This is a genomic window from Sphingobacterium siyangense, assembly GCF_023277505.1.
In the GTDB taxonomy this organism is placed as follows: Bacteria; Bacteroidota; Bacteroidia; order Sphingobacteriales; family Sphingobacteriaceae; genus Sphingobacterium; species Sphingobacterium siyangense.
In genome coordinates, this window is the sequence record NZ_CP080574.1 from 3,688,212 (window position 1) to 3,703,659 (window position 15,448).

At 43.4% G+C, this 15,448-nt stretch carries 17 protein-coding genes; 12 read left to right on the forward strand and 5 right to left on the reverse strand.

Features of this window, described 5'->3' with window-relative positions; genetic code table 11:
- Positions 1–13: 13 nt before the first annotated feature.
- The 4 genes from K2F45_RS15270 to K2F45_RS15285 form a co-directional block, all read right to left on the reverse strand.
- Entirely contained in the window at positions 14–283 is a 270-nt protein-coding gene (locus tag K2F45_RS15270; protein WP_248931772.1) for a hypothetical protein, read from the reverse strand.
- 284 nt (positions 284–567) lie between these two features.
- On the reverse strand, positions 568–1,422 hold the full coding sequence (locus tag K2F45_RS15275) for a helix-turn-helix domain-containing protein (protein ID WP_145326930.1): 855 nt from the start codon (positions 1,420–1,422) through the stop codon (positions 568–570).
- A gap of 20 nt (positions 1,423–1,442) precedes the next feature.
- Positions 1,443–1,859: a response regulator transcription factor gene (locus K2F45_RS15280; RefSeq protein WP_145326931.1), complete on the reverse strand. Its 417-nt coding sequence runs from the start codon at positions 1,857–1,859 to the stop codon at positions 1,443–1,445.
- A complete protein-coding gene (locus K2F45_RS15285; RefSeq protein WP_158638771.1) occupies positions 1,849–2,016 on the reverse strand; it encodes a hypothetical protein in 168 nt (55 codons plus the stop codon). Before K2F45_RS15285 ends, K2F45_RS15280 begins: the two co-directional genes overlap by 11 nt.
- A gap of 295 nt (positions 2,017–2,311) precedes the next feature.
- On the opposite strand from K2F45_RS15285, the gene K2F45_RS15290 reads away from it, so the two are divergent.
- From K2F45_RS15290 to K2F45_RS15300, 3 genes are all read left to right on the forward strand, one after another.
- Entirely contained in the window at positions 2,312–3,553 is a 1,242-nt protein-coding gene (locus K2F45_RS15290) for a site-specific integrase (protein ID WP_145326932.1), read from the forward strand.
- Positions 3,554–3,653: 100 nt separating this feature from the next.
- Positions 3,654–4,649: an aldo/keto reductase gene (locus tag K2F45_RS15295; RefSeq protein WP_248931773.1), complete on the forward strand. Its 996-nt coding sequence runs from the start codon at positions 3,654–3,656 to the stop codon at positions 4,647–4,649.
- A 78-nt stretch (positions 4,650–4,727) separates the two neighbouring features.
- Positions 4,728–5,651: a helix-turn-helix domain-containing protein gene (locus K2F45_RS15300; RefSeq protein ID WP_075992932.1), complete on the forward strand. Its 924-nt coding sequence runs from the start codon at positions 4,728–4,730 to the stop codon at positions 5,649–5,651.
- 63 nt (positions 5,652–5,714) lie between these two features.
- Here the strand turns inward: K2F45_RS15300 and K2F45_RS15305 are convergent, their stop codons facing one another.
- A complete protein-coding gene (locus K2F45_RS15305) occupies positions 5,715–5,975 on the reverse strand; it encodes a hypothetical protein (RefSeq protein ID WP_159726345.1) in 261 nt (86 codons plus the stop codon).
- Between the two features lie 279 nt (positions 5,976–6,254).
- Here K2F45_RS15305 and K2F45_RS15310 point away from each other — a divergent pair, with 279 nt between their 5' ends.
- The 9 genes from K2F45_RS15310 (at position 6,255) to K2F45_RS15350 (ending at position 15,436) form a co-directional block, all read left to right on the forward strand.
- Positions 6,255–7,058 (forward strand): SDR family oxidoreductase, encoded by an 804-nt coding sequence (locus K2F45_RS15310; protein WP_075994843.1) that lies wholly within the window; start codon positions 6,255–6,257, stop codon positions 7,056–7,058.
- Between the two features lie 65 nt (positions 7,059–7,123).
- A complete protein-coding gene (locus tag K2F45_RS15315; protein ID WP_075992934.1) occupies positions 7,124–8,035 on the forward strand; it encodes a helix-turn-helix domain-containing protein in 912 nt (303 codons plus the stop codon).
- Between the two features lie 310 nt (positions 8,036–8,345).
- Positions 8,346–9,407, forward strand: a complete 1,062-nt coding sequence (locus tag K2F45_RS15320) for a fatty acid desaturase family protein (RefSeq protein ID WP_075992935.1) — start codon at positions 8,346–8,348, stop codon at positions 9,405–9,407.
- 373 nt (positions 9,408–9,780) lie between these two features.
- On the forward strand, positions 9,781–10,227 hold the full coding sequence (locus K2F45_RS15325) for an Hsp20/alpha crystallin family protein (RefSeq protein WP_075992936.1): 447 nt from the start codon (positions 9,781–9,783) through the stop codon (positions 10,225–10,227).
- A gap of 77 nt (positions 10,228–10,304) precedes the next feature.
- Positions 10,305–10,595, forward strand: a complete 291-nt coding sequence (locus K2F45_RS15330) for a hypothetical protein (protein ID WP_120334036.1) — start codon at positions 10,305–10,307, stop codon at positions 10,593–10,595.
- 209 nt (positions 10,596–10,804) lie between these two features.
- Positions 10,805–11,659 carry a COG1470 family protein gene (locus tag K2F45_RS15335; RefSeq protein WP_248931774.1) on the forward strand — a complete coding sequence of 285 codons (855 nt, stop codon included), beginning with the start codon at positions 10,805–10,807 and terminating at the stop codon, positions 11,657–11,659.
- Between the two features lie 21 nt (positions 11,660–11,680).
- Positions 11,681–12,682, forward strand: a complete 1,002-nt coding sequence (locus K2F45_RS15340; protein ID WP_248931775.1) for an ABC transporter ATP-binding protein — start codon at positions 11,681–11,683, stop codon at positions 12,680–12,682.
- The gene (locus K2F45_RS15345; protein WP_205397862.1) at positions 12,645–13,637 is read left to right on the forward strand and encodes an ABC transporter permease; all 993 of its coding nucleotides are present in this window, start codon (positions 12,645–12,647) and stop codon (positions 13,635–13,637) included. Before K2F45_RS15340 ends, K2F45_RS15345 begins: the two co-directional genes overlap by 38 nt.
- A 380-nt stretch (positions 13,638–14,017) precedes the next feature.
- Positions 14,018–15,436, forward strand: coding sequence for an SDR family oxidoreductase (locus K2F45_RS15350; protein WP_248931776.1), 1,419 nt, complete (start codon positions 14,018–14,020; stop codon positions 15,434–15,436).
- Positions 15,437–15,448 lie beyond the last annotated feature (12 nt).

A 15,448-nucleotide genomic window follows, 5' to 3' on the forward strand; every position in this document is an offset into this window, starting at 1 on the left:
GTTTAAAAAAGCTTCAGTTATCTTTAACAGAAAACAGCCCTTTTATCTCGGCATGTCTCTTTTCGATCAGAAGAACCGTATGATCGTATTCCTCCTGAACCTTCTGATCCCTAAAGAACGGATGCAGCTCACCTTCAACCAACTTATGCTCAGCAAATTTTAACAGAAGTGATTTGAGTTTCTCCCTTAACCGGCCGATCTCTTCATCATTGAACGTGGCTTCTCTAATCTTACGTCCCACATCCGCATCAACATCCTGCCATTGATCTTCAAATTTTTCCATAATTTAATTTATTTTAAAGTATCCTATTATATACCGAATCAGCCCCCTACCTTCTCTATCCAATCTCAATTTCTTCGATCCGCTATACATGCCCCCACGCTCCTTTCGGTTAACACTTTTTACACGTTTATTGCCGCTATTCACATACTTTCACACCTTTTATCGCCCTACTTTTGGATAACAACTTTTTTGCGGGTTGTTATTTAATATAATATTAATGGACACTGGGGCGAAGGGATTCGTTCCAGTATTTTTTTACACCAATCCGCACAAAAAAACAGCTGCTAATGCGCATACGCATCGCTCGCCGTTCGCATTCTTTCACGGTACTGCAGTGGATTGGAACCCGAATGTTTTTTGATAAAATGCCGAAAATTGGACTCTTCTGAAAACCCCATTTCATAGGAGATCTGGGAAATAGAAAGATCCGTATTTTCAATATAACGCAGCGCTTCTTTCAGAACGATGTCGATAATGGCATTCTTTGCCGTTTTATTCCAGACTTCTGTACATAGATTCGTTAGCTTTCTTGGCGTAATATGTAGTTTGTCTGCATAGAATTTGACGTTGCAATTTTCTTTATAATGCTTGTGTACGAGTATGGAAAAACGGTTGGCCATTCCCTGCACTGTACTGTCCGTACCCCTGCTGAGTTCCTTATCGAAATCTGTTTCCCATACCCCTTGTAAAAGGACCGACTCGATGAAGTTGTGCACGATCAGCGAAGTCACCGCGGCGTTTCTTGATGGATGACGTTGGATATTTCCCATGATCTGCATCTTCATCTCTTCCTGTTTTATCCGGCTTTTAACAGCTTTGAGCAATCTTTCACTGTCAAAAAATAGTCCTGAATTGATCAATGTCCTATCCAGGGCCGACCTTTCGTAAAACCGTGAAGTAAAGCGGATCAGATACCCGTTCGGAGTGCCCGATCCACTGAGGGTAAAATCTTTCGCCGGACCAATAAAAATCAGCGTATTGCCTTCCATGCAAAAAGAATCATTCGCCAGGCGGATCTCAATGTCATCAAATGGTACCAGGATAGTGAAAAGATCCTGACCATGATACCAGTGGGGAAACCGCTTCTGCTGCCATTCCTTTAACGGTATAATTTCAAATTCAGCCGCTTTACTGTCCATAAATGAGCTATGCTATGTATCTATCCTTTGCTTAATGGAGATCGGATGTCATCATCAAGCCAATATTTAATTTCGTCCAATGTCATTCTCAGGTTGGTTTTACTGAAAATGAAAAGTGCACCGTTGGCCTTAAACCGTTCAAGTTCGGTGACATTATCTGTGGTCGTATACCCGAATACTTTAATCGATGGAAACCGATCGCGGATATGAAGAGCGGCCTCATGTCCATCCATTACAGGCATATTAAGATCCGCAAGGCATACGTCGGGCAATTCAGTGGTACTTTCGAGTTTTTTCAGGAGCTCCAGTCCATTGCTGCAATTAAAACGCAGGTCAAATGTTTCATTGTTGACAAGCACTATTTTCATGAGCGTCCGCTGAAAGAGACTATCGTCGACAAATGCTATTTTTATTTTTCTTCCGATCTCAGTTGCCATCTTCTCCCTTCTGCAAAATATCCAATGGCAAATAGTCCTGTTCAGTTCCTGCTACAAAAGTAACCTGTATAGCCCCGAAAGCATCCTCCATCTCCACGCTGGTTGCATGAATTGCAGGTGGTATATATTCTCGTTTGGACTTTAATTGATCCTTCATTTGCGATTCTGTTTAAGTTTGAAATATATGCGTTAGTTACATAGTACTGTAGTCCAATTCAGACTACAACTTTTTTTTAATTAACTGATTTATAAAGGATAAAAAAAATGAAATTATCTAGCTAAATAGAATTTGTCATGAAATGAATAGCGATTAAGGTGTAGTTTTTAATAATATTTATTAGATTATTTTTTGTAAGGTAAAATAGTTACATTTGATTATTGGAACTGTAGTCTGAATTGGACTTCTCTGGAAAACTTATATATTTATTTTCAGAAAATTAGATTCAAGTCCAATGATAAATTTCAAATTTACGCTGCTATATTCCTCCCCTTTTTCAACAATATCCCTCACGATCCTTGATGATTCTCAGACGGAACATGTGATCAATACTCCCCTTAAAATTTGCCCGGATTTATGGGATTTAAAAAAACAGCGACCCCACAATATTTACCTCAAAAAAAATAAAAATTTAAATGCCAAGCTCGATAGGCTAAAAATCGGAATCGCCGAATACCTGGCCAATGTCACGGCAAAAAACAGCAAAATTTCGCCTATCAAACTCCGCAAGATCATAAAAGAAAATTGTGATGGCACAAAGACTTGTCGCCCCGCCAACAGCCTTCTAGATTATGTGGAAGCCTATATCCGGAGCCGTGCCCACCTTATTTCTGAACCGACTTCCAAGCGTTACCGGGTATTCCTCCATTTGCTTGAGCGATTTGAAGGCCATCGCAAAAGACACCTTTTGCTGCACGAAGTCAATGCATCCTTTGTCAAAGAGTTCCTTGAATTTGGCGAGCTGGAAGAATACAATAAAAGTACGATCGGCCGCACCATACATTTTGTCCGGACGGTGCTTAATTTTTTGGAAAAAAGAGGGGTCAGAACCTACGTATATGAACTTGAACTTCCCAAGGAAAAAAAAGTCAATCTTTTTGTCACCCTCAGTGAGGATGAACTGGTAAAACTCAAGGAAACGGATGTCCCGCCAAACCTACAGGCAGCCCGGGACTGGCTGATCATCAGCTGCTACACCGGCCAGCGCATTTCAGATTTCATGAATTTTGATATCCAGAACCTCGAGATAATCAAGGGAAAACCCTGTATCTCATTTGTCCAGCAGAAAACGCAAAAAGAAATTCTGCTGCCTTTACATCCGGTACCATTGACCATATTGTCGGGCAATTTAAACGTATTTCCCGAGAAGCTTACTGCGCAAAAGTATAATCTGCAGATCAAGGAAGTCGCGGAACTTGCCGGTATCAATAGCCTCGTCAAAGTCCGCAAAAGAAAGGGCTTCCGGGCGGTAGAAATGTTTGTCCAAAAATGGGAAGCGATCACGAGCCACATCGGAAGAAGAAGCTTTGCCTCAAATTTTTACGGTAAAATCCCTACTCCGCTACTCATGGAAGCTACAGGTCACAGTACCGAGCAGATGTTCCATCGCTACATCAGTACCATTGATACCGAGCGGACAAGAACGTTGGGACAGTACCTGGAAGATGCTTATAACGATAAATTCAGGGTAGCTTAATTAGCGATTAGATCCGTAATTCAGTTACAAGTTTCCGTAATTGGGGTAAACATGCTGCAGGCGCTGCTTCGTAATTTTGGGTAACAAAAATAAGAAGCAGATGAAAACAAGAAAATTAGGCACGCAGGGACTTGAAATTCCAATGATCGGCTTAGGCTGTATGGGGATGAGCAGTTTTGCGTCCACTGGCGATATCTACGGCAAGGCCGACGAAAAAGAATCCATAGCTACCATCCACCGTTCGTTGGAACTGGGTGGAAATTTTTTGGATACGGCCGATCTGTATGGGCCCTTTGAAAACGAAAGGTTGATCTCCAGGGCCATACGCGGCAAGCGCAACGACTATATCCTCGCCAGCAAGTTCGGCTTTGAGATTGATGATAAGGATCAGGTGACCTGGCGCATCAATGGTCGGCCAGATTATATCCGAAAGTCTATCGAGCGCTCGCTGAAAAACCTCGATACCGATGTGATTGACCTCTATTATATGCACCGCCCCGACCCCAATGTACCCATTGAGGAAACCGTAGGTGCCATGGGCGAGCTGGTCACAGCGGGCAAGGTCAGGTACCTGGGCATTTCGGAAGTCAGTGCCGAGCAGATCAGCAGGGCACATGCGACCTTCCCGATCACGGCTGTGCAGAATGAAATTTCCCTGTTCGGACGCGAAGTAGAGACCAATGGCGTATACGATCTGACACGGGAGCTGGGTATAGGCCTGGTCGCCTACTCCCCTTTGGGCCGTGGATTTATCACGGGTGAGATCAAGTCGCCGGACGATATCCCCGAAGATGATTTCCGCAGGCTTATCCCGAGGTTTCAGGGCGAGCAGTTTTATAAAAACCTCGATCTGGTGCGTGAACTCGAACAGATTGGAAAAGAAAAAGACATTACCTCGTCGCAGCTGGCCCTTGCCTGGCTGATCCAAAAAGGAATCGTGCCGATACCGGGGACAAAAAGAGTGCGCTATGTGGAGCAGAATATCGCCGCAACAGACATCCTATTGACCGCCGAAGAGCTGCAACGCATTGAGGCTATTCTGCCGATCGGACTGGATACCGGATCCCGCGATGTAAGTATTCCGCTGCAATCTTAAAAAATATAAATGCCATGCGAGCAAAAACCGCATGGCATTTTACTTAAATTAGGCTATTATTTAACAGGCAAAAAGAGCATGTCAAAGAAAGAACCCGTACTGATCAGGATCAATAGTATCGCCGACTATCATGAAGCGCTACAGCTGCCCAAACCGCAGCATCCGCTTTTTAGCATCACCGATTTCTCCAAAAACAAGCATATACATCCAACGGTCGAGACCACCTTTCAGCTCAACCTGTACTGCATTTCCATCAAAGAAGATGCACAATGCGTATTGGGTTATGGCCCACATCAGTACGACTTCCGGGAAGGCCTGATGACCTTCTTTAAACCCGGGCAGACGATCAGTGTTGATCCCGATACTGCCCATGCCGAAGTAGGTTATTCCCTTGTTTTCCATCCCGATTTTATCCGCACCTATGACCTGGCACACAAAATCCGCAGCTATAGTTTTTTCGATTACGAAGTCAACGAAGCACTTTTTCTGTCCGACCGGGAGAAAGAGCAGATCCGAAATATCGGAAAAGGGATTTTAAGCGAATATGACAGTCCGATCGACAGCTATAGCCAGGATGCCATTGTCAGTTTCATCGAACTGTTGCTGGTGTATTCGCAGCGGTTTTATAACCGGCAATTTATTACGCGTAAAGTACACAATGTGCCCTTGGTGAGCCGGTTTGAACAATTGTTGGATCAGTATTTTGAAGCCAAAACCCAACACAAGGGCTTGCCGCAGGTGGGCTACTTTGCTGAGCGGCTGAATATGTCGAAAAACTATTTAAGCGATTTATTACGGTTACAGACCGGTGAAAGTGCGCAGAACCATATCCAACATAAGCTCATCGAAAAAGCGAAAGATCTGCTGTCCAGGTCGGAGCTTTCCGTTGCCGAAATTGCCTATCAGCTGGGTTTTGAACAACCGCAGTCACTCAATCGTTTATTCAAAAAGAAAACGGAGCTCTCACCACTGGAGTTTAGACGGAAGATGGCTACAAGCTAAGATAGCATCCTTAAAATCTGCTGCATATTGAGCGGCGGGCCACCATACAGCAGACTTTTGATCTTAGAGGCGATAGCGAAGCGATAAATTGCGCCAGATTTCTGTCGCAAAATGCTGATCGGAGTGTCTGTTTTCAAAAAACCACTGGTCGCCTTTTTTTACGAGTTTTTGGTCAATTCCATCAAGCGAAATTGGCAATTCCGTATCGAGCTTTGATAAAGATTTTTTCAACAACACCAGCTGATAATCCTGTCCTTTGTAAGTTAAACGGAACACCTGTGAACGATGTGGTTCCCCGCTTATCCCGTCAATTGTGCCTTGCATAAATATAGATCTTCTAAAATTTTTAAAATACAGCAATTACGCCAATACGAATACGATAAAAAGTATAAAATCGAGCAAAAATCAGCTTAACATTGCATCATTTTCATAACGAATATCAACAAATAATCGTGCCAAAGTCGATGAATTTTCCGCTCCATTGGCGATGATTTTTTTCACACATTTTGATTTCGTCATTTTGGCTACAATCAAGCTCAATTTGGCAACAGGTATCCGATGCCTTCTTTAGACATTTGTGGTATGGAATCAAACAATAACAGCATGCAAAAGACAATTTTCATTACAGGGGCTTCTTCCGGTTTGGGAAAAGCAACTGCCAAATTATTTCAACAGGCGGGTTGGAATGTGATCGCAACCATGCGTAATCCCGAAAATGAAACCGAACTTACCGGGATCGAAAACATCAGGCTATTAAAATTAGATGTTACCGATGCTGCCCAGATCAAAGAAACTGTAGCAAAAGCAATCGCTATAAGTAACATTGATGTCGTTTTCAATAATGCAGGTTATGGGTTAATGGGTGCCTTTGAAACGTTGAGCGACGAAAAAATACTTCGTCAAATCGACACGAATCTATTGGGTGTATTGCGGGTTACACAAGCCTTTATTCCCCATTTTAAGGCACAGAAAAGTGGTTTATTTATCTCGACCACATCGATTGGTGGATTTATGGGATTCCCGCTAAATTCCATGTATCATGCGACAAAATTCGCCCTGGAGGGCTGGAGCGAAAGCATGTCCTTTGAACTGAAAAAATTTGGAATAGCCATCAAAACAGTTGCTCCGGGAGGAATAGCGACAGATTTTGCAGGTCGTTCTTTGGATCTAAACCGAACTTCCGACTATCAGGACATCGAAGACAAACTGTTCGAACAAATGGGTCTGATGATGCAAAATGCATCCACTGCCGAGCAAATTGCCCAAGTGGTGTATGAAGCCGCCACGGACAATAAAGATCAGGTACGTTATCTGGCAGGTGAAGATGCACATGCGCTCTATGAAAGACGATTACAAATCGGAAAAGAAGCCTTCAGGCAAGAAATCGCGAAACAATTTGAGGCCTAATTTTTTAAATCAGCAACTGCCTTGCGAGGCAGTTGTTTTTTGTAAATTTGTATAACAAAAAAAGGATGCATAGTATCAATTCCATATCCGAATTTCATCGGCAATTGTCCTTGCCGGCCCCATTACACCCGCTCGTCAGTGTAATTGATGTAGCTGGAATAAAACCCGATGAAAGCGACATCTGGGAGCAGTTCTACGTGAATTTCTACAGTATTTCGCTGAAAAAAGATGTTACTGCAAAAATAAAGTACGGCCAACAATATTACGATTTCGACAAAGGAACAATGAATTTTATTGCGCCCAAGCAGATTCAATCGTTGACGATGGCCGAAATCAGAAAGATGAAGGTCGAATGCGGAAAAGGTTACATGCTCCTATTCCACCCTGATTTTTTGTATACCCATCCCCTAGCCACCAAAATAAAAAACTACAATTTCTTTTCGTATGCGCTTAACGAAGCATTACATCTCTCCGAACGGGAAGAAAAAGACATTATAGAAATTTTTCTTAAAATCGAACAAGAATATCAGCATATCGACAAGCATACCCAAGACATTATTTTGTCCCAAATTGATATGCTCTTGCAATACAGCAACCGTTTCTATGAGCGTCAATTCATTACTCGGAAAGCGGTTAACCATGCGCTGCTGACCCAATTGGAAAAATTGCTGGACGATTATTTCGACAGCGAAGAAACCTTAAAACAAGGGCTTCCAACCGTAGAGTATTTAGCCGAAAGCCTCCATGTATCAGCACGTTATTTAAGCGATTTACTACGTTCCGTTACCGGTAAAAACACACAGCAGCATATTCACGACAAGTTAATTGAAGAAGCCAAGGAACAACTCACGGCGACAAGCCTTTCCGTGGCCGAAATTGCCTATAAGCTCGGTTTTGAACATCCGCAATCGTTCAACAAACTGTTTAAGAAAAAAACCAATGTTTCACCTTTAGCGTTCAGGCAATCGTTTAACTGACAAAACAGTGTAAAATAAATTTTAGTGCGAGTTGTGTGTTACATTTAAAGAAACCTGCGCTCCGGCAAATTGATATGGAATAGTTGATTAACGCGCAGGATACCTCGGCGCGGAATAAATACCGGAGGCTTCAAAAATTCAAAAGGTGTATCTTCCGGTCCATGGGAAATCAAGGATGGCAGAATGACCTTTAACAATCTTTAACTTTACTACCGCGATCTTTCAAATTTTATAGCGTATATTTACATTGTTCTATCGCTCAAGATCGAACGTAATAAATATTAAGCATATCTCTCGAGTAAAAATCCAAATGTCCCAGTCTGTAAAATTCAGCAATGTAAATACATTGTTCTCTAAAACGTTAAAACAAAAAATTAATAACTATTTTCAAAATTCACTTCAGCCAAAAACCGGGAATCGTAAGATCTATCTGAAAGCCGCTATCCTCCTGATCAGCTTTGCGGTATTGTATCTCCTTCTGGTATTTGCACCTTTGCATTGGAGTATTGCAATAGCATTATGTGTCATTTTCGGAGCTAACCTCGCTGCGATTGGTTTTAACATTATGCACGATGCTGGGCACAATTCTTTTTCGGACAATAAAAACCTGAACACTGTGCTCTCCTACTCGCTCAATCTACTGGGCGGCAATATCTACTTTTGGAAGCTCAAACATAATATTGCACACCACACCTATACAAATATCGATGGCGAAGATCACGATATCGAAGTAAAGTTTATGCGTATACACCACGACCAGAAACTTCGGAAACACCATCGCTATCAGCGTTTTTATTTTCCGTTGCTCTATGGAATCTCCTATTTAGCGTGGATCTTTTATCAGGATTATGAGAAATATTTCCGTGGGCGCATGGGACATAAAACGGAGCAATTTCATTTTCCGGTCAAAGAGCGTATTATTTTTTGGGTCAGTAAGCTAATTCACTTCAGTTTATTTGTCATTGTTCCGATCATTTTCGTCGGGTGGCTGCCCACACTTATCGGTTTGCTGATTTCTGGTACTGTATGTGGTATGAGTCTGGCCACAGTATTCCAGCTGGCCCATGTGGTGGAAGAAACCGAATTCAAAACCATTGACCAGTCAAAGGTCGAAGAAGAATGGATGATTCATCAGATTCAGTCCACCGCAAATTTTGCTACGGGCAGCAAGGTACTTACCTGGTTGCTTGGCGGTCTCAATTTTCAGGTTGAACATCACCTTTTTCCAAAGATCAGCCATGTTCATTATCCTGCGCTCAATAGGATTGTGAAGCAGACCTGCAAGGAATATAAAATACAATACAACGAGTTTCGGAGCTTCTGGACAGCATTTAGATCGCATTTAAAAGTGCTGGAGGCCTTGTCAAAATAACCTAGTTATTAGCAAGTCGCTTCATTTCCTTTGTCCCTTCCCTATGGCCTTTATGTGCCATAGAAGTTGGTAGCTTTCAGCAAAAAAGAAAAGACCAGAAATCGCTAAGAAGCCCGGTCTTTTCTAACTATTTATCCATCAAATGGGTTATTATAAGGATAAGATTGAGCTGAACATCGTTTGAAACAAATTCAATTTTCGGTTTGTTGTAGGTAGATCTTATCATTTCTGTCAATTTATCAGGTAAAATTTGACAGTTTTGCTGCAAAAATTTCAGTTTTTTAAGCTCGGTACCTTTTTTGTGAGATTTTTAATACAGTCGGCCGACTGATAGATTTAAATTATTGTTATACTTCATTAAAAGGAGGTTACTATGAAACTTGCAAAAAGAAACTGGAACAATTTTTCACTTTTTTCGCCCATGTTTGATAATTTTAACCGCGAGCTTTTAAACTGGGACAACAAAAATTATTCATCAACAAGTACCACCGTTCCTGCGGTCAACATCAAGGAAAACGCAGATAGCTTCGAAGTGGAGGTCGCCGCTCCCGGCATGGCCAAAGGCGATTTCAAGGTGACCCTCGACGGCAATCTCTTAACCATATCCTCGGCTAAGGAAGAACAAAACGAGGAGCATAAGGACAACTACACCCGCCGGGAGTTCAGTTACCAATCTTTCCAACGCAGCTTCGAACTTCAGAAGGAGGTTGTCGATCAGGACAATATTCAGGCACACTATGAGAATGGTATGCTCCGATTGACAATACCGAAGAAAGAAGAAGCCAAACAGAAAGAACCGCGGATGATCGAAATATCCTAAAGATCCAGATAGCAAATTTTAATGGTTAGCCTCCCACGGAGGCTAACCTATTTTTTTCAGTCTTTAAAACGAAGATTATGAAAACGTCGAATTACTATATTGAATTACAGATGTACAGCCACGGACATTATATCACTATCGCCAGTTTTGACCAAAAAAGCTGCGAAAAGATTATTCATGAATTGTTTGATGAACTGCGCGGTGAGCCTGAAGCCTCAGACAGCAGACGTCTTCGCATCAATCTTCTTCTGAACGACGCTACAATTCAGAGGACACAATTACGATCCATCCACTGTACACTGGATGAATTGGCCGAGAATACCAAGATTATCATCAAGAAGACCTTCCGCTCAGTAAACTTTGACTGACGGAAGTGTACTTTAGCATACAACACAAGCTATCAGCCTGTAGACCATTTAAACACATTTTTTTTACACTATTTTTTTTATTTCAATCTTGATTTTTATCAAATTGATTTTTAATTTGGGTGCGGTTTTTCAAAAAGGTAGCTGATACCCAAACCGACATTTTTTAAAAGCTAATATTCTATTTAAATATAAATTTTAGTTATTGGATCATGTTAACAGAATTACTAATTACAAACACAGACCGACGTTTTTCTTTCAGGCCATTTCTTATCGCACTTATTGTGCTGGCTAACAGTTTCTATCTATCGGGGCAGGCCTTGAAGCCCCTCAAATCCGGTTTCGAAGCGAGACTCATCAATATTGAGGCCCCCAGCAACGAACCTTTTCGTTATACGACGACCTTGACCAACGGATCTGCTCAATTGGTTAACTATAACCTGAATGCCCAGCTACCCGATGGATGGCAGATTAGCTACCGCGTAGAAGGCTCCCAAGTGACTTCCCTTCAGATGCAGCCCAATAAGGCACAGGAAATCAGCATTGAAATCAGCTGTCCGATTACGGCCAAGCCCGATAAATATAAAATTCCGCTACGGGCTATATCCTCAACCGATACCTTAAAGCTTGAGCTCGAAGCAGTCGTCAAAGGCTCCTATGCCCTTGAGTTGACCACCCCCAGTGGGCGGCTAAGTGACGAAGTCGTGTCTGGTAGCAGCAAGGAAATTCTACTTAAAGTCAAAAACACGGGCACCCTGCCACTCAATACCTTGGAACTGACGTCCCAATTACCCAGCCGATGGGAGGCAAGCTTCGATCCGTCGAACATCAAACAGCTCGAAGCAGGGAAATCTATTGACGTCAAAGTCAACCTAAAAGTTCCCGACAAAACTATTGCCGGTGACTATGCTTCAAAATTTGAGATCAAATCATCCAATAGTAGCGCCGACATTTCATTCCGTATGATTGTGAAAACTTCTTTGCTTTCTGGCTGGATCGGTATGCTTGTCATTGTATTGGCCATTGGTTTGGTGTATTTTCTCATCCGCAAATACGGCCGCAGATAAGGGCGCTACAAAAAGATTATCATGATGAAGGATCCTATCATTCAATTGACAGGCCTGACAAAAAGCTACGGCAAAGTAACCGCTGTAGATCAGTTGGACCTGCACATTTATCCCGGAGAGATCTTTGGCCTGCTCGGCCCCAATGGTGCCGGCAAGACAACCAGCATCCTCATGATGCTGGGCCTGACCGAACCCACTTCCGGCACAGCCTATGTCTGTGGCCATAATGCCACGCGCAATCCGATCGCCGTGAAACGAAAAGTCGGCTACCTGCCCGACAACGTAGGTTTCTACCCGGATATGACAGCGCTGGAAAACCTAAGCTTTATTGCCAGATTAAATGGTCTCACAGAATCCTATGCACAAGCTTCTGCAAAAGACATGTTACATGTCGTGGGGCTCGAACGGGAAATGCATAAAAAAACCGGCGCTTTTTCCCGCGGTATGAAACAACGTCTAGGCTTGGCCGAAGTGCTGATTAAGGCTCCCGAGGTTGCCATCCTTGATGAGCCTACGCTGGGCATTGATCCCAAGGGTGTTGACGAATTTCTTGAGCTCATCAAGCAGCTCAGCAGGGAGCATAACCTAACGGTACTGCTTTCTTCACACCACCTCCACCAGGTGCAGCGTGTATGCGATCGGGTGGGTATTTTTGTTGGCGGAAAATTACTGGTTGAAGGATCGCTCGAAAGCCTTGCCCATAACCTGCAGCAGCAGAAAGGCATCAGTACCGTCATTACCCTTGACCATGCCCAGGGCGATACCAAACGGTTTGAAGAAGCATTAAAGGCCCTGCCCGGACTCCGTGATCTTAAAGTGAACGGATTTACGATCGAATTAAAGACAGACAGCGATATGACAGCAATAGCGGTACGCATGCTGGTAAACAATGGCGCCGATATCGTTTCCGTGAGCCGCAACGACTACCAGCTCGACGATATTTATAATACATATTTTGAGAACAGCATAACTACAGATAATGCCTATGAAAAATCCAAGGGTTTCTTCAAAAGATACCAATAAACGGCCATCCTTTCCGATGCAGGTGCTGGTCCGCAAAGAAATTGCGGCACATATCCGCAGCTGGCGTTTTATTATACTAATCCTGCTCATCGTACTGACTTTCGGCGCATCCCTCTACGTTTCATCCATGGGGCTCAAGGACGCTGTCAGCAATATGCGCGATCCTGATCAGTCATTTCTTTATCTCAAGCTACTGACCACAACGGATAATTCCATTCCGCCATTTCATGTTTTTTTAAACTTTCTAGCGCCACTACTGGGCATAGCCCTGGGTTTTGACGCCGTCAATGCAGAATACAACAACGGTACACTCACCCGTTTGCTGGCGCAGCCAATTTACCGAGACAACCTGCTGTTCGCCAAATTTCTGGCACCACTGGCCGTGGTGGGCACATTATTTGTTGCGCTGGTCATGCTGATGATCGGCGGCGGTCTCCTGGGTACAGGTGTCCGGATAGAACCCCAGGAGTTGCTGCGTATCTTCGGTTTTACCTTGATCAGTGTGCTCTATGTTGCCTTCTGGCTGAGCCTTTCCATCCTGTTGTCGATACGCTTTCGCCAGCCGGCCACCTCAGCACTTACCGCGATCGGCATCTGGTTGTTTTTTACGGTATTCTTTCCTATTCTGGTCAATCTGGCAATACGCCCTTTTTTACCTAACCCCAATTATATTTCGGAGCAGGAGTACATCGGCTATAATGAGCTCATCTTAAATCTGCTCCGCTTATCACCAAGTCAGCTCTATACCGATGCCACCACTACCCTATTGATGCCCTCGGTACGCAGCTTAGGTCCCATTTCCATGGAACAGATGGTCGGTGCCATCCCCGCACCACTTTCCTTTCGGGAAAGTTTTCTGATGGTGTGGCCACAGGTCAGTGGACTCTGCGCAGCCATGATGATCTGTTTTGCCTGGTCCTATTACATTTTTATGCGAAGGGAAATCAGAAGTTAAGCGTTTCCACCAAAGCAGCTTGTCAGAACTGCTTTCACAAACTGTAAGGCGCACGCTTCCGTGCGCCTTTATTATTTCCTTTTCGCTCGCTCTTTTCGATCATTTAGCAAGCACCCTATTCACGTAGCCTATAGGTGGGGATGGCACAAGCACTCACTTCAAAGGCTCCAATGCACTGGAGTTGACCGAAGCCAGGGCAGAGCCAAAAAAGCTGTACACATGATGTTGCAATTAAAGTGCTACCTATTGAAGAAGTAAAAGATCAACTGCGTGTACCTTGCTACATTAGAATAAAAACACACCAAATCAAAACAAATTAGGTTTCATTGTGGTATATTTGTATACAACAAAATTAACAACTGAACTTAACAAATCAGGCTATGAAAATTCTATTGACCGGAGTGACGGGGTATATTGGAAAACGTCTTTTGCCTGTGTTGTTAGAACAGGGACATGAAATTATTTGTTGTGTAAGAGATAAGAATCGTTTTGATACCTCGGCAATCCCGGGGCATGTTCAAGTTGTTGAAGTCGATTTCCTGGATAACGAAAGTCTGAAAGAAATACCACTTGAAATTGATATTGCTTATTTCCTGATCCATTCCATGGCGACGCAGTCCGGTGATTTCCAGCAAATGGAAGCGCAATGTGCGACCAACTTCCGCAACTTTATGGAAAAAACCTGCGCACAACAGATCATTTATCTGAGCGGAATAATTAATTCAGATCACTTATCGAAGCATCTCGACTCGAGAAGAAACGTTGAAAACATCCTGGCCAGCGGGCGGATTCCGATAACCACCTTGCGGGCCGGTATCATCGTTGGCTCGGGAAGCGCATCTTTCGAGATCATTCGGGATCTTGTGGAAAAACTTCCGGTTATGATTACGCCCAAATGGTTGCAGACGAAATGTCAGCCTATCGCCATACGCAACGTGATCGAATTTATGATCGGTGTTATCGCCAACCCGCATACCTTTAACAAAAGCTATGATATCGGCGGTCCAGACATCCTTAGCTATAAAGAGATGCTGCTGCAATATGCTGCCGAACGAAAACTGAGGCGAAAGATCTTTGTTATCCCGCTCATGACGCCGCGGCTTTCCTCCTACTGGCTCTATTTTGTTACCTCGACGTCCTATAACCTAGCCAAAAATCTGGTCGATAGCATGAAAGTAGAAGTGATCTGTAAACCCAATAATCTGGCGGAAGAACTCGGTATTATGCTGATCAATTACAGGCAATCCATCCAATTAGCATTTCAAAAAATTGAAAGCGACAATGTGGTGTCCAGCTGGAAAGACGCACAGACCACTCATATTTTATCGGGCGGACTCACCCGGTTGCTGGAAGTGCCCAGTTATGGTTGCTTTAGGGATGTCCGCTCGGCTCCCCTCCACAATAGTGAAGCATCATTGACCAAAATCTGGTCCATTGGAGGAAATTCCGGCTGGTATTATGGCAACTGGCTCTGGAAAATCCGTGGATTCATGGATCAATTGGTCGGCGGAGTGGGGATGCGAAGGGGACGAAAAAATAAAAGCGATCTGGCTGCAGGTGATGCACTTGATTTTTGGCGCGTGCTGATCGCCGATAAAAAGACAAAACGATTACTGCTCTATGCCGAAATGAAACTCCCGGGAGAAGCATGGCTAGAATTTAAAATCGAAGATAATATCCTGCTGCAGACTGCGACCTTTAGACCCCTGGGCCTTGCCGGAAGACTCTACTGGTATGCCGTATGGCCTTTTCACGGCTTCATATTTAGGGGCATGATTAATAGAATTGCTAACACGTAGAAAAGTATTTTT

Excerpts from the sequence above, each read along its gene's own strand:
- K2F45_RS15280 (WP_145326931.1), bottom strand. The coding sequence starts at position 1,859 with ATGGCAACTGAGATCGGAAGAAAAATAAAAATAGCATTTGTCGACGAT.
- K2F45_RS15315 (WP_075992934.1), top strand. The coding sequence starts at position 7,124 with ATGCATAGTATCAATTCCATATCCGAATTTCATCGGCAATTGTCCTTG.
- K2F45_RS15310 (WP_075994843.1), top strand. The coding sequence starts at position 6,255 with ATGCAAAAGACAATTTTCATTACAGGGGCTTCTTCCGGTTTGGGAAAA.
- K2F45_RS15345 (WP_205397862.1), top strand. The coding sequence starts at position 12,645 with ATGAAAAATCCAAGGGTTTCTTCAAAAGATACCAATAAACGGCCATCC.
- K2F45_RS15295 (WP_248931773.1), top strand. The coding sequence starts at position 3,654 with ATGAAAACAAGAAAATTAGGCACGCAGGGACTTGAAATTCCAATGATC.
- K2F45_RS15325 (WP_075992936.1), top strand. The coding sequence starts at position 9,781 with ATGAAACTTGCAAAAAGAAACTGGAACAATTTTTCACTTTTTTCGCCC.
- K2F45_RS15270 (WP_248931772.1), bottom strand. The coding sequence starts at position 283 with ATGGAAAAATTTGAAGATCAATGGCAGGATGTTGATGCGGATGTGGGA.
- K2F45_RS15290 (WP_145326932.1), top strand. The coding sequence starts at position 2,312 with ATGATAAATTTCAAATTTACGCTGCTATATTCCTCCCCTTTTTCAACA.
- K2F45_RS15320 (WP_075992935.1), top strand. The coding sequence starts at position 8,346 with ATGTCCCAGTCTGTAAAATTCAGCAATGTAAATACATTGTTCTCTAAA.
- K2F45_RS15285 (WP_158638771.1), bottom strand. The coding sequence starts at position 2,016 with ATGAAGGATCAATTAAAGTCCAAACGAGAATATATACCACCTGCAATT.
- K2F45_RS15335 (WP_248931774.1), top strand. The coding sequence starts at position 10,805 with ATGTTAACAGAATTACTAATTACAAACACAGACCGACGTTTTTCTTTC.
- K2F45_RS15330 (WP_120334036.1), top strand. The coding sequence starts at position 10,305 with ATGAAAACGTCGAATTACTATATTGAATTACAGATGTACAGCCACGGA.
- K2F45_RS15300 (WP_075992932.1), top strand. The coding sequence starts at position 4,728 with ATGTCAAAGAAAGAACCCGTACTGATCAGGATCAATAGTATCGCCGAC.
- K2F45_RS15305 (WP_159726345.1), bottom strand. The coding sequence starts at position 5,975 with ATGCAAGGCACAATTGACGGGATAAGCGGGGAACCACATCGTTCACAG.
- K2F45_RS15340 (WP_248931775.1), top strand. The coding sequence starts at position 11,681 with ATGATGAAGGATCCTATCATTCAATTGACAGGCCTGACAAAAAGCTAC.
- K2F45_RS15275 (WP_145326930.1), bottom strand. The coding sequence starts at position 1,422 with ATGGACAGTAAAGCGGCTGAATTTGAAATTATACCGTTAAAGGAATGG.
- K2F45_RS15350 (WP_248931776.1), top strand. The coding sequence starts at position 14,018 with ATGAAAATTCTATTGACCGGAGTGACGGGGTATATTGGAAAACGTCTT.